Origin of the sequence: uncultured Ramlibacter sp., assembly GCF_936925435.1 — a bacterium.
GTDB lineage: Bacteria > Pseudomonadota > Gammaproteobacteria > Burkholderiales > Burkholderiaceae_C > Ramlibacter.
Genome location: NZ_CAKZHQ010000004.1, coordinates 271,659 through 284,883, shown reverse-complemented (window position 1 = coordinate 284,883; position 13,225 = coordinate 271,659). Strand labels below are relative to the sequence as shown.

The following is a 13,225-nucleotide window of genomic DNA, read 5'->3' as shown; positions in this document are numbered from 1 at the left end:
CATTGTGGAGAACACGCAGGGGCAAACCCTGGCGTGGCGCGGGACGGGGGGCGCTTGTGCGAATGCTATGCACGCGTATCATTTCCGGCAGGAGACAGCTGCCATGAACGCCCCGCAATCCCTGGCGCGCTGGGACCAGCCCGGTTCCAGCCGCGTGCCCTTCTGGGCCTATACCGACGCCCAGCTGTACCAGCGCGAGCTGGACAAGATCTTCTACGGCCCGCACTGGAGCTACGTCGGCCTGGAGGTGGAAATCCCGAATGTGGGCGACTTCCGGCTCAGCCACATCGGCGAGCGCCAGGTCATCCTGGTGCGTGACCGTGTTGCACCCAAGGACCGGGCCACGGACCATGGCATCCGCGTGGTCGAGAACCGCTGTGCCCACCGCGGCGTGCGCTTTTGCCAGCAGCCCCATGGCAATGCCCGCAGCTTCGTCTGCCCCTACCACCAGTGGACCTACAAGCTCAACGGCGACCTGGCGGGCCTGCCGTTCAAGGACGGCGTCAAGGCCGTGGGGCCGGACGGCGCCCAATGTACCAACGGCGGCATGCCCGAGGGCTTCGATCTGCAGGCCCATGGCCTGGTCAAGCTGCGTGTGGCCGTGCTGCATGGCCTGGTCTTTGCCACTTTCAGCGACGCAGCCGAGCCGCTGCAGGACTACCTGGGCCCCCAGGTCCTGCCCTGGCTGGAGCGCATCTTCAAGGGCCGCCAGCTGACCCTGCTGGGCTACAACCGCCAGCGCATTCCGGGCAACTGGAAGCTGATGATGGAGAACATCAAGGATCCCTATCATCCGGGCCTGCTGCACACCTGGTTCGTCACCTTCGGCCTGTGGCGGGCCGACCAGAAGAGCCGCATGGTGACCGACGCGCATGGGCGGCACGCGGTGATGATCTCCAGCCGGAACGAGGGCGGACAGAACGCCGCCGTGACGGCGGGCGTCACTTCGTTCAAGGCCAATATGGCCTTGAACGATGACCGCCTGCTGGACGTGGTGCCCGAGCCCTGGTGGAAGGTCGATGACCCGGGCCAGCCGGGCGCGCAGATCATGCCCACGGTGACCATGCTCACGCTGTTCCCCAGTCTCATCATCCAGCAACAGGTCAACTCCCTGTCCACGCGCCACATCGTGCCGCGCGGCGAGGGCGAGTTCGATTTCGTCTGGACCCATTTCGGCTTTGCCGACGACACGCCCGAGATGACGCGCCGGCGCCTGCGCCAGGCCAACCTGTTCGGTCCGGCCGGCTTTGTCAGCGCCGACGACGGCGAGGTGATCGAATTCAGCCAGGACGGTTTCAAGCAATGGGGCGAGGGCGGCAGCACCCTGTGCGAACTCGATGGCACGGGCACCGGGCCGGCCGGCCACATGGTCACCGAGACACTGATCCGCAGCATGTACGCCTACTGGCGCAAGGTGATGGCCGAATGACGATGGAGAGACTGCTGCTGCAGCTGGAGATCGACCAGCTCAATGCCGCCTATGCCGCGGCGCTGGACGAGAAGCGCTTCGACGACTGGCCGGGCTTCTTCCTGGAAGACGGCAACTACACGGTGCAGGCCCGCGAGAACCATGACCGTGGCCTGCCGCTGGCCTTGATCGCGCTGGAAAGCCAGGGCATGCTCAAGGACCGGGTCTACGGCATCACGCAGACCATCTACCACGGGCCCTACTACACGCGCCATGTACTCAGCCCCGCGCAGCTGCTGGGCCAGGAGGGCAACCTGATCCGGGCCCAGACCCACTACGCCGTGTTTCGCACGCGGCCCGGTGATGCCAGCGAGGTCTACAACGTGGGCCGCTACATCGATGCGATGGAAAGAACAACAGCCGGCCTGAAATTCAGGAGCCGGCTGTGTGTCTATGACAGCGAGATGGTGCTCAACTCGCTGATCTACCCGGTCTGACCCGGGCGAAGCTCTTACTTCTTGGTGGCCTGGTTGCCGATCACGGCGCCGGCACCGGCGCCAAGGATGGCCCCACCCGTACCGCCAACGGCACCGCCAGCCACGCCGCCGATGGCAGCGCCGCCCAAGGTGCCAGCGGTCTGGCGGTCCATCGAGGCGCAGCCTGTCAGGGCGATCAGGGAGGCGGCAGCCACGGCCGCATAAATTGTGCTCTTCATAGTGTTCACCTTCTGGTTGGTTCGACCGCAACAAGGCGCGGACTGCCTGTGAACCCAATGTAGGGAGATGCAGAGCCGCAAGGTGTAGGAGAAGCCAGACGACGTCTGTGGTCAGACGGCCCGGTTGCGCGCCAGCGGAGGGTTCTTCGCGAAGTAGCGGTTGATGCCGCGCATGAGGGCGTCGGCCAACTGCTCCTGGTAGGCCTCGCTGCGCAGCTTGGCCTCTTCGTCGGGGTTGCTGATGAAGGCAGTTTCCACCAGCACGCTGGGGATGTCGGGTGCTTTCAACACGGCGAAGCCCGCCTGCTCCACGTTGCGCTTGTGCAGCCGCGCGCCGATGCCTCCGATCTCGGTGAGCAGGGCGCCGCCGAGCTTGAGGCTGTCGTTGATCTGCGCTGTCGTGCTCATGTCCAGCATGGCGCGCGCCACGTGCGCGTCCTGCGTCTTCACATTCAGCCCGCCGACCAGGTCGGCCTTGTTTTCCTTGTCGGCCATCCAGCGCGCGGCCGAACTGGAGGCGCCGCTCTGGCTCAGCGCGAACACGCTGGCGCCGCTGGCCGCGGGCGTGATGAAGGCATCGGCATGGATGCTCACAAACAGGTCGGCCTGCACCCGGCGCGACTTCTGCACCCGGATGTGCAGCGGCACGAAGAAGTCGGCGTCGCGCGTGAGGAAGGCGCGCATGGGGTTGCCGTTGACCACGCTGGCATTGATGCGGTCGCGCAGGCGGTGCGCGATCTGCAGCACGATGTCTTTTTCGCGCGTGCCATTGGGACCGATGGCGCCCGGGTCCTCGCCGCCGTGGCCGGGGTCCAGGGCGATGATGATGAGGCGGTCGGTCTTTTGCGGCGTGGTTGTCGCCTGAGCCGTGGTTTGGGATGGAAGTGGGGCGACAGCCCTCGCCAAATCTTGCTTTGGTGTTATGGAATTGGGAGCGGATGCCGGCTTGCGGGCCTGTTGCGCCATCAGCTCGCCCAGTGGGTCGGACAGCGGTTGCTTTGGGCCTGGCGGCGGGATCGGCCCCACCGAGGGCGGCACCGGCCCCAGCGCCGCCGGATCGCGCATGCGCTCGGCGATCAGGGCCTCCAGCGGGTCGGCGGCCTGCACCGGATACAGGTCCAGCACCAGCCGGTGCTGGTAGGCGGCCACCGGCGGCAGGGTGAAGACCTGGGGCAGGGCCTGCTGCTTGAGGTCGATCACCAGGCGCACCACGCCCGGCGCGTTCTGGCCCACGCGGATGCCGGCAATGAAGGGATCGTCGGCCTTGACCTTGGCCACCAGTTCGCGCAGGGCCGGATTCAGGTCGATGCCTTCGAGGTCCACCGCCAGCCGCGGCGGGCTGGTGACCACCGTCTGGCGCGAACTGAGCAGGCCGTCCGACTCGATGGTCACGCGCGAGTAGTCGGGCGCGGGCCAGATGCGCACCGCCACGATGCTGGCGCCGCGCGCGATCTGCGCCGCGCCCAACAGCAGGACCAGGGAGCCGCCGCGCAGGACGTCGCGCCTTGTGATGGTGCCCCCACGCTCGCCCACTGCGTGTGGCTCGCTGCCCCCCGAGGGGGCGTTCGCGTCTTGGGACGGCCCAGCGACGCTCATTGCAGCAGCTCCCGCCCGATGGCCGTTTGCGCGACCAGGCGGACCTTGCGCGAAGCGTCGTCCAGGGTCTCGATGTGGATGGCCAGATCGGCCGGCGGCAGCAGGGCGGCGGCCTTTTCCGGCCATTCGGCGATCTTCAGGCCCGCGCCGGCGAAGATGTCGCGAAATCCCGCATCCTCCCACTCGCGCGGGTCGCTGAAGCGGTAGAAGTCGAAATGCCAGGCGTTCAGGCCCGCCAGCTCATAGGGCTCGACCACGGCGTAGGTCGGGCTCTTGATGCGGCCCTGCACGCCCAGGGCGCGCAGCAGGTGGCGCACCAGGGTGGTCTTGCCGGCCCCCAGGTCCCCGTGCAGTTCGATGAAGGCGTTGGCCAGCGCGGGATGCTCCGCCAGCCGCTGGGCAAAGGCGCGGGTGTCCTCTTCGCTGGCCCAATCCAGGGTTTCTACAATCGGCGGGTGGCGTTCAGCAGCGGTCAGATCAACGGTCCTCAACTGGTGGCAGACATCGGGCGGTGGGCCCGCGAACTGGGATTTTCCCAAATCGGCGTGGCCGGTGTGGATTTGTCCTCCGCCGAGCCGGGGCTTGCGGCCTGGTTGTCCAACGGTTTCCATGGCGAAATGGACTACATGCAGGCCCATGGCCTCAAGCGCGCCCGGCCGGCGGAGCTGGTGCCCGGCACGGTGAGCGTGCTGACGGTGCGCATGGACTATCTGCCGCGCGCCACGCCACAGGACTGGCAACAGCGCGAATTCGCCCGGCTGCAGCGGCCGCAGGAAGCCATCGTCTCGCTCTATGCGCGGGGCCGCGACTACCACAAGGTGCTGCGCAACCGCCTGCAAAAACTCAGCGAGCGTATCGCAGTGGAGGTGGGGAGCTTCGGCCACCGCGCTTTCACCGACTCGGCGCCGGTGCTGGAGGCGGAACTGGCGGCGCGCAGCGGCCAGGGCTGGCGCGGCAAGCACACGCTGGTGCTCAACCGCGAAGCCGGCTCCATGTTCTTCCTGGGCGAGATCTATGTCGACCTGGCCCTGCCGGCCAGCGCGCCGGTGACGGACCATTGCGGCAGCTGCAGCGCCTGCATCGCCGTCTGCCCCACGCAGGCCATCGTCGCGCCGCAGCGCCTGGATGCGCGCCGCTGCATCTCCTATCTGAGCATCGAGCACGCCGGCCCCATCCCCGAGGAACTGCGGCCGCTGATGGCCAACCGCATCTACGGCTGCGACGACTGCCAGCTGATCTGCCCCTGGAACAAGTTCGCGCAACGCAACGCGCTGCCGGACTTCGACGAGCGCGCTGGCCTGTCCGGCCAAGGCCTGGCCACTCTGTTCGGCTGGAGCGAGGAGGAGTTCTTGCGCCGCACCGAGGGCAGCCCGATCCGCCGCATCGGCCATGCCCGCTGGCTGCGCAATATTGCGGTGGCCATGGGCAACGCGCTGCGGGGGGAGGACAGCGCGGATCTGCGCTCCGCGTTGTCGGCGCGGGCGGAGCACCCGAGCGAGCTGGTTCGGGAGCACGTGGCATGGGCTCTTTCCCAAGGCTTGTCATTGCGGGCTTGACTCACCATCCATGGTGGCGCGCCCCAGCCGCGTGCGGGCGGGCTGCGTGGCGCCAATCCCCATTTGCTCCTGAATCAATAGCACGAGAGGCACATTTGGCGGGGGGTAGAGGCCAATCTGCTTGCTAGAACGCCGCTTTCCGGACCGATCGGTGCAAGCCGCGTTTGCGCCAAATCGATCCCTATTCCCCGTCGAATGGTCGTTGCTTGCTATGGATTCGGGAGCAAGCGAGATGAATACGCCGCGAGTGATTGGCACAGTGCGGACGAGGAAATCTCAAAAAGGACTCGATCATCCAGGGCGCCCACTTGGGAGAAACCAAGCCTGGTGTGCAGCCGGATTGATGCCTGGTTGGACGTGTGGACACGCGTGCGCAGCGTTGCATCGGGCCAGGATCGAAGGCGCAGCGCGGCTTGCGCGAGTAGCGGGCGCAGGACCGATGTGCCTTTGTAGCGCGGGTGAACCTGCAGCGACGGGATGTGGAATTCGCCGTTCAGCGGGGGCACGTACTCAAGATAGGCAACGAGCTTGGCCTCTCGTCTGACTTCCAGGATCTTTGCGCCCGCCGCTATTTCGCGTTGCAACCCCGCCAGCCGGACCGATGGGTCGAACAGGCTGTTGGACGCGATGAAGTGCCCCGCCATGTTCAGGCCATCGAGTTCAACGACCTCTTGCGCCAGGTTTGAGAGCGACATGCGAGCCTGAACGGGTGGTTAACGCAGCAGACCCAGCGCAAACGGCAAGCTCACCACCCCGAGCAGGGTGCTCAGGGTCACCAGACCCGCGACATAGGCCCCGTTGTAGCCCATGCGCGCCGCCAGCACGTAGGCGCTGGAAGCGGTGGGCAGGGCAGAGAAGGCGAGCAGGGCGGCGGTCTGGGCGGGGTCGAGGCGCAACGCCCGGGCCAGGCCCCACGCGATGATGGGCGAGAACAGATGGCGGATCGCCAGCACAGCCACCGCCAGCACCTTGCCCTGCGCCAGCCGGGCGAACTGCATGCCGGCGCCCGCCGCCATCAGGCCCAGCGCCAGTGAGGCGGCGCCGATGCGGCTGACCGTGGGTTCCAGCCAGGGCGGAATGGCAAAACCCAGCAGGTTGGCCGCCAGGCCGCAGGCCGTGCCGATGATCAGCGGATTGCGCAGCAAGGCCTTGCCGAAACCCGTCTTCGCATGGCGGGCCATGGGCCAGACCGCGGCGACGTTGAAGACCGGCACGCAAACGCCGATCAGCACAGCCACCATCAGCGGCCCCTGCGGCCCCGCCACCCGGTCGGCCAGCGCCAGCGCGATGAAGGAGTTGAAGCGGAAAGCCACCTGGGCGCTGGCCGCGTGGTCGCGGCGGTCGATGTGGCGCCCGATCCAGGGCAGGTGGGGCAGGCTGTAGGCCAGGGCGATGCCGACCAGGCCCGTCAGCAGGCCGGCGGCGATCAGGCTGGAGGCCGCGCCCAGGTCCAGCGGGCTGCGCACGATGGACTGGAACAGCAGGACGGGAAAGAGAAAGTAGTAGACCAGGGCCTCGACCTGCTCCCAGACGGTGCGGTTCAGGGCCGTGTAGCGGCACACCAGCCAGCCGCACAGGATGAGGGAGAAGTCGGGAAACAGCAGCTGGGCGAAGTTCATGGCTGGGACCGAGGATAAAGGCTGCTTCGGGTTAGCCCTCATGTGGTATTCCACAAAACACGCGGCGGCCGTCTGCACTTAGGATCCAGGGTTTCCGCCTTTCACGATTCCCAAGGAGAACTCCCCATGCAACGTCGCCACTGGTTTGCCCTTTCCGCCGCCGCGCTGGCCGTGGCCGCCGGCCCGGCCCTGGCCCAGGGCTACCCGAACAAGCCGATCAAGCTGCAGGTGCCGTTCGCGCCCGGCGGCACCACCGACATCATTGCCCGCGTCATCGCCGAGCCGCTGGGCAGGGCCCTGGGCCAGAGCGTGATCGTCGAGAACAAGGCCGGCGGCGGCGGCGTGATCGGCGCCACCGAGACCGCGCGCGCGGCGCCGGACGGCTATTCGCTGGGCGTGGCCACCGTGTCCACCACGGCCGCCAACCCCGCCATCAACCCGAAGATCCCGTACAACCCGACGACGGATTTCACGCCCATCATCAACATCGCGGCGACGCCCAACATCATCGCCGTCCATCCCAGCTTCCCGGCCAAGGACTACAAGGGCTTTGTCGCCGAGCTGAAGAAAGCGCCCGGCAAGTACTCCTATTCGTCCTCAGGCACCGGCGGCATCGGCCACCTGCAGATGGAGCTGTACAAGAGCCTGTCAGGCACCTTCGTCACCCACATCCCCTACCGCGGCGCGGGCCCGGCCCTGAACGACACGGTGGCCGGCCAGGTGCCGATGATCTTCGACAACATGCCCTCGGCCCTGCCCTTCATCAAGGAAAACCGGCTGGTGCCCATCGTGGTGGCGGCGCCGCAGCGCCTGGCAGTCTTGCCCAACGTGCCGACCTTCAAGGAAGTGGGCCTGGAGCCGGTCAACCGCATGGCCTACTACGGCATCTATGGCCCCAAGGGCATGCCCAAGGACGTGGTCGACAAGATCCACGCCGGCGTGCTCAAGGCCTTGCAGGACCCGGCGGTGAAAAAGCGCATCGAGGACACCGGCTCGCTGGTGGTGGGCAACACGCCGGCGCAGTTCGCCGAGCAGATCAAGGCCGAGTTCGAGGTCTACAAGAAGGTGGTCGAGAGCTCCAAGCTCAAGCTCGATTGATCCCGGCGCCACGCGGCACACATAGACGAGGCCGCCCGCGAGGCGGCCTTGTCGCGTGTGCGTATGATCAAAACCCATGCGGCCCAAGATCCTCGTCATCTGCGACATCCACATGCCGGGTGTCCAGGCTGGCGTGAAGCGCCTGACCAGGCTCTGAGGCGCAAGCAGATGCCTGTGCTGCCGCAAAGGATCCAGCGCTGGCTCCGCGGCCTGGCCGCGGGCCTGCTGCTGGCGCTGCAACTGCTGCCGGCCGGCGCCGATGCGCTGCCGCAGGCCCAACGCGGTGTGCTGGAACTGCCTTCCGTGCCGGCCCAGGGTGTGCGCCTGGAAGGCGAGTGGACGCTGGTGCGCGACGTCTTTCTCGATCCGGCTGCTGACGCTCTGCCGGGCACCTTTGTGGCCGTGCCCGGCCCCTGGAATGCTGCCGGCGGCGCGCTCGGCTGGGGCACTTATGCGCTGCAGGTCCGGTGCCCGGTCGGCCAGAAGCTGGCGCTGTCGGTGCCTGTCCAGCGCAGCGCCATGCGCCTGTATGTCAATGGCACGCTGGTGGTGCAGCAAGGTGAGCCCGGTCCTTCGGCCGAAGCCGCGCGCGCGGCCATGGGCGCGCGCGCCACCGTGACCGAGTCGTTCGCCTGCCCGCTGGCCGTGCGCGCGCACCTGTCCAACTTCAACCACCGCCAGGGCGGCATGGTCCGCGCCATCGCCGCCGGCGAGCGCATGCAACTGGGACTGGATATACGGCGGCAGCTGACCTACAACACCTTGATGCTGGGCGGCTATGCCATGCTGGGCCTGCTGTCGCTGTTCTTCTTTGCCGCGCGCCGCAAGGACGCGACGCCGCTGTACTTCGGCCTGTTCTGCCTGGTGCAGGCGACCTCCTCCGACATGGTGGGCGAGCGCAACCTGGTGCTGTCGTTCGGACGCGAGGTGCCATGGGAGCTCGCCCTGCGCATCGAGTACCTGGCCTGGTATGCCACCATGGCGAGCTTCCTCATGGTGGTGCACCGGCTCTTTCTGGGCGATGTGCGCTGGCGCGTGGTGCGGGTCTTCCTGGCGCTGATCGGCCTGGCCATGCTGGCGGTCGCGGTGCTGCCCGGCCGCATCTCCAGCCATCTGATCGTGCCGGGCCAGGTGCTGACCGTGGCCATGGGCGTGTACCTGACCAGGGCGGTGGCGGCGGCGGCCCGGCGGCGCGATCCCGATGCCATCGTCATGCTGGCCGGCCTGGTGTTTCTGCTGGTGGTGGTGGTGGTCGACGCGCTGTTGTACAGCACCGGCTACTGGCTGCGCTCGCTCACGCCGCTGGGCCTGGTGGGTTTTGCGCTGGCGCCCGGTTTCGTGATGACGCGCCGCGTGGCGCGTGCACTCAACGCCGAGGAGCTGCGTTCCCTGGAGCAGCGTGTGCGCGGCGACCTGCTGGTGCGCACCACCCAGGCCGGTATCTTCGACTGGGACACCACGCAGGACCGGCGCGGCTACTCGCAGCGCCTGCGCGAGATGCTGGGCGATCCGCCGCAGCTGCAGGGTGGCGACGGGCCCATGTTCCATGCCTTCGTCCATCCCGACGACCGCGAGCAGGTGGTGCGGCAGTTCGAGCAAGGCCAGGCCGGGCACGGCGTGGCCAGCGGCGAGCTGCGCCATCCGCCCAGCGAGTACCGGCTGGTGCGCGCCGATGGCGCCGTGGTGTGGGTGCTGGCCGAGGCGATCAGCCTGACCGGCACCGACGGCGGCACCCTGCGCTTCATCTGCTCCTTCCTGGACATCAGCAGGCACCGCGCCATGGAGGAGGGGCTCAAGGCCTCGCATGACCAGGTCGCCGAGCAGGCCGGCAAGCTGCGCAAGCAGAACGCCCAGCTCGAGCGCGACGCGCTGCTGCGCGAGGACGTGGAGCGCATGTCGCGGCACGACCTGAAGACACCGCTGAACAGCCTGATCGGCGTGGTGCGCTTGCTGCGCGAGGAGGCGCGGCAGCCGCCGCGCTCGCACGAGCTGCTGCGCATCGCCGAGCGGGCCGGCTACCGCATGCTGGAGATGGTCAACCTCTCGCTCGACCTGTTCCGCATGGAGCAGGGCAGCTACAGCTTCGAGCCCAGGGCAGTGGATCTGGCGGCCGTGGTGGCCCGCGTGCTGGTCGATACGCGCAGCCTGGCCGAAGGCAGCCAGGTGCAGATCGTGCTGGACAACGGTGCCGGGCCCTGGCCGGTGCGCGGCGAGGAGCTGCTGTGCTACAGCATCGTGGCCAACCTGGTGAAGAACGCGGTGGAAGCCACGCCGCCGGGCGGGCGCGTGGACATCGCCTTCCTGCCCGGCACGCCGGTGCGCCTGCGCATCCGCAACCCCGGCAGCCTGACGCCGGGCGTGGCCCGGGGTTTTTTCGACAAGTATTTCAGCAGCGGCAAATCCGGCGGCAGCGGGCTGGGCACCTACTCGGCGCGGCTGATGGCCCGGGTGCAGGAGGGCGAACTGACACTGGAGACCGGCCCCGGCCAGGGTGTGGCGGTGGTGCTGTCCTTGCGGCCTGCCGGGCCGGAGCTGCCTGCAGCCGTTGCCGTGGCCGGCGTGCCGGACTCGGCCCGGGAGAGCGCGCCGGCGGTGGCGCCGCTGGTCGGCCTGGTGCTGGTGGTCGACGACGACGACCAGAACCGGCTGGTCATCCGCCACAGCCTGCCGGGCGCGCCGCTGGAAGTGGAAACCGCGGTCCATGGCCGGGCCGCGCTGGAAGCCGTTGCGCGGCGCTGGCCTGACGTGGTGCTGATCGACATGGAGATGCCGGTGATGGACGGCCTGGAGGCGACGCGCCGCATCCGCCAGCACCAGCAGGCGCACCGTTTGCCGGCCTGCACCATCGTGATGATGTCGTCCAACGACGATGAGGCCTCGGTGCAGCGCGGCCTGCAGGCTGGCGCCGACCACTACCTGGTCAAGCCGCTGGCGCGCAGCGTCCTGCTGGGCATGCTGGCGTCGCTGTTACCGGCCGCACCACCGTCCGCTGCACCGGCGCAGGATGAGAGTGTCGGCGCGGCGCCGGCGATGGTGCAGGTCGATGCCGCCCTGCTGGCCGAGATCCCGGCCTTCCTGGCCTCGCGCCAGGAGCTGACGCTGGCCCTGGGCCGGGCGCTGGACGCGCAGGACCGGGCCACGCTGGGCGCGCTGGCCCACCAGTGCGGTGGCGCTCTGGCGATGTGGGGCTTTGACTGGGCTGCCCTGCAGTGCAAGCGCATCGAGCACGGCGCCGGCCATGCCGACCTGGCCAGCCTGCGCCGGGTGCTGGCCGCGCTGGAGCGCCATCTCGCGCAGGTGCGCGTCGAGGCGGCCGATGGCGACTGAAGCGGCCATTGCCGGCGCCGGCCAGCAGGCCATCGACGGCTTCATCGACGCCCTCTGGCTGGAGGAGGGCCTGGCCAAGAACACCCTGGCGGCCTACCGCCGCGACCTGGCGCTGTACGCGCGCTGGCTGGCCGGCGAGCGCGGCCTGCAACTGCCGGCGAGCTCGGAGGCCGATCTCAGCGCCTACTTCGCCGCGCGCCATGCCCAAACCCGGGCGACCTCGGCCAACCGCCGCCTGACGGTGTTCAAGCGCTACTTCCGCTGGGCCCTGCGCGAGCGTCTGATCCACGCCGACCCCACCCTCAAGCTGCAGGCCGCCAAGCAGCCGTTGCGGGTGCCCAAGACCTTGAGCGAGGCCCAGGTCGAGGCCCTGCTCGCTGCCCCCGACACCGACACGCCGCTGGGCCTGCGCGACCGCACCATGCTGGAGCTGATCTACGCCAGCGGCCTGCGGGTGAGCGAGCTGGTGACGCTCAAGACCTTCAACGTCAGCATGAACGAGGGCGTGCTGCGGGTGCTGGGCAAGGGCAGCAAGGAGCGCCTCGTGCCCTTCGGCCAGGTGGCCCGCGACTGGATCGCCAGGTACCTGGATGAGGCGCGCGCCGCCATCCTGGCCGGCCAGCAGACGGATGATCTTTTCGTCACCGCGCGCGGCGCCGGCATGACGCGCGCCATGTTCTGGGTGATCGTGAAAAAGCAGGCGCACGCCGCCCGCATCACCGCGCCGCTGTCGCCCCACACATTGCGCCACGCCTTTGCCACCCACCTGCTCAACCACGGCGCCGACCTGCGTGCCGTGCAGATGCTGCTGGGCCACGCCGACATCACGACCACCACCATCTACACCCATGTGGCGCGTGAGCGCCTCAAGCAGCTGCACGCCCAGCACCATCCGCGCGGCTGAGGGCTTGCGGCGCCAGCCGGGAGGCTCAAAGATAATCAGGCCATGAAGAAATTCCTCACCCTGCTGGCGCTTGCGGGCGCCGCCACGCTGGCCGGCGCACAGGCCTGGCCTTCCAAACCCATCCGCATCGTCGTCGCCTACCCGCCCGGCGGGGTCAGCGACGCGGTGGCCCGCGCACTGGCCGACAAGCTGGCCCCGGCCCTGGGCCTGCCGGTGGTGATCGACAACAAGGCCGGCGCCAGTGGCAGCATCGGCGTCGATGCGGTGGCCAAGGCGGCGCCCGACGGCCACACCCTGGGCTTCGCGGCCATCAGCCCGCTGGTGCTCAACCCGCACCTGGGCAAGTCGCCCTTCGACCCGGCCAAGGACATCGTGCCGGTGGCCAGCGTGATGTACTCGCCGGTGCTGCTGCTGGCCACCTCGGCCAGCGATGCCAAGGATCTGCCAGCCCTGCTGGCGGCCGCCAAGGCCAAGCCCGGCGCGGTGCGCTGGGCCACATCCGGTCCGGCCTCGCTCGGCCACATCATGCTTGAGCAGCTCAAGGCCGGCGCCAAGGTCGACATCACGCAGGTGCCCTACAAGGGCGGCGGCCAGCAGATCACCGATGCGCTGGGCGGCCAGTTCGAGGTGCTGTCGGTCAACAGCGCGCCGGCCATCCTGCAGCACATCAAGGCCGGCAAGCTGCGTGCCCTGGCCGTGGGCGCGCCCACGCGCGTCGACGCCCTGCCCAATGTGCCGACGCTGGCGGAGCTGGGCCTGCCGGCGGCCAACATGAGCTCGCTGTTTGGCATCTTCGCGCCGGCGGGCGTGCCGCCGGCGGTGCTGGCGCGCCTGAACGCGGAGATCAACAAGGCCATGGCCACGCCCGACATGCGCGCCCGTCTGGACGCCGCCGACAACGTGCCCACCGGCGGCAGCGCGGCCGACTTCGCCAAGCAGATCGCCGCCGAGTCGCAGAACAACGCCCGCGTCATCAAGGCGGCCGGCATCAAGGGGGACTAA

The 13,225-nt window shown here is 68.6% G+C and carries 12 protein-coding genes; 7 read left to right on the top strand and 5 right to left on the bottom strand.

Annotated features, from left to right (window positions below; translation table 11 throughout):
* The first annotated feature begins 103 nt into the window (after positions 1 to 103).
* Together Q0632_RS04985 and Q0632_RS04980 are read left to right on the top strand one after the other, a co-directional pair.
* Positions 104 to 1,429: an aromatic ring-hydroxylating dioxygenase subunit alpha gene (locus Q0632_RS04985; protein ID WP_298925047.1), complete on the top strand. Its 1,326-nt coding sequence runs from the start codon at positions 104 to 106 to the stop codon at positions 1,427 to 1,429.
* The gene (locus tag Q0632_RS04980; RefSeq protein ID WP_298925045.1) at positions 1,426 to 1,905 is read left to right on the top strand and encodes an aromatic-ring-hydroxylating dioxygenase subunit beta; all 480 of its coding nucleotides are present in this window, start codon (positions 1,426 to 1,428) and stop codon (positions 1,903 to 1,905) included. Before Q0632_RS04985 ends, Q0632_RS04980 begins: the two co-directional genes overlap by 4 nt.
* Before the next feature lie 14 nt (positions 1,906 to 1,919).
* Here the strand turns inward: Q0632_RS04980 and Q0632_RS04975 are convergent, their stop codons facing one another.
* From Q0632_RS04975 to tsaE, 3 genes are all read right to left on the bottom strand, one after another.
* Positions 1,920 to 2,123: an osmotically inducible lipoprotein OsmB gene (locus Q0632_RS04975; RefSeq protein ID WP_298925042.1), complete on the bottom strand. Its 204-nt coding sequence runs from the start codon at positions 2,121 to 2,123 to the stop codon at positions 1,920 to 1,922.
* A gap of 111 nt (positions 2,124 to 2,234) precedes the next feature.
* Complete coding sequence (locus tag Q0632_RS04970; protein WP_298925039.1) at positions 2,235 to 3,719, bottom strand: N-acetylmuramoyl-L-alanine amidase; 1,485 nt, start codon at positions 3,717 to 3,719, stop codon at positions 2,235 to 2,237.
* Positions 3,716 to 4,210 carry a tRNA (adenosine(37)-N6)-threonylcarbamoyltransferase complex ATPase subunit type 1 TsaE gene (gene tsaE, locus Q0632_RS04965; protein ID WP_298925036.1) on the bottom strand — a complete coding sequence of 165 codons (495 nt, stop codon included), beginning with the start codon at positions 4,208 to 4,210 and terminating at the stop codon, positions 3,716 to 3,718. The genes Q0632_RS04970 and tsaE overlap by 4 nt, the downstream gene beginning before the upstream one ends.
* Before the next feature lie 12 nt (positions 4,211 to 4,222).
* Between tsaE and queG the strand changes: the two genes are divergently transcribed.
* Positions 4,223 to 5,275 carry a tRNA epoxyqueuosine(34) reductase QueG gene (queG, locus tag Q0632_RS04960; RefSeq protein ID WP_298925280.1) on the top strand — a complete coding sequence of 351 codons (1,053 nt, stop codon included), beginning with the start codon at positions 4,223 to 4,225 and terminating at the stop codon, positions 5,273 to 5,275.
* A 209-nt stretch (positions 5,276 to 5,484) separates the two neighbouring features.
* On the opposite strand, the gene Q0632_RS04955 is transcribed toward queG, so the two are convergent.
* Together Q0632_RS04955 and Q0632_RS04950 are read right to left on the bottom strand one after the other, a co-directional pair.
* Positions 5,485 to 5,970 carry a GNAT family N-acetyltransferase gene (locus Q0632_RS04955; RefSeq protein ID WP_298925033.1) on the bottom strand — a complete coding sequence of 162 codons (486 nt, stop codon included), beginning with the start codon at positions 5,968 to 5,970 and terminating at the stop codon, positions 5,485 to 5,487.
* A gap of 18 nt (positions 5,971 to 5,988) precedes the next feature.
* On the bottom strand, positions 5,989 to 6,894 hold the full coding sequence (locus tag Q0632_RS04950) for an AEC family transporter (protein ID WP_298925030.1): 906 nt from the start codon (positions 6,892 to 6,894) through the stop codon (positions 5,989 to 5,991).
* A 126-nt stretch (positions 6,895 to 7,020) separates the two neighbouring features.
* On the opposite strand from Q0632_RS04950, the gene Q0632_RS04945 reads away from it, so the two are divergent.
* The 4 genes from Q0632_RS04945 (at position 7,021) to Q0632_RS04930 (ending at position 13,225) form a co-directional block, all read left to right on the top strand.
* On the top strand, positions 7,021 to 7,992 hold the full coding sequence (locus Q0632_RS04945; RefSeq protein ID WP_298925027.1) for a tripartite tricarboxylate transporter substrate binding protein BugE: 972 nt from the start codon (positions 7,021 to 7,023) through the stop codon (positions 7,990 to 7,992).
* 174 nt (positions 7,993 to 8,166) lie between these two features.
* Positions 8,167 to 11,319: a response regulator gene (locus tag Q0632_RS04940; protein WP_298925024.1), complete on the top strand. Its 3,153-nt coding sequence runs from the start codon at positions 8,167 to 8,169 to the stop codon at positions 11,317 to 11,319.
* A complete protein-coding gene (xerD, locus tag Q0632_RS04935) occupies positions 11,309 to 12,223 on the top strand; it encodes a site-specific tyrosine recombinase XerD (protein ID WP_298925022.1) in 915 nt (304 codons plus the stop codon). The genes Q0632_RS04940 and xerD overlap by 11 nt, the downstream gene beginning before the upstream one ends.
* Positions 12,224 to 12,265: 42 nt before the next feature.
* A complete protein-coding gene (locus Q0632_RS04930) occupies positions 12,266 to 13,225 on the top strand; it encodes a tripartite tricarboxylate transporter substrate binding protein (protein ID WP_298925020.1) in 960 nt (319 codons plus the stop codon).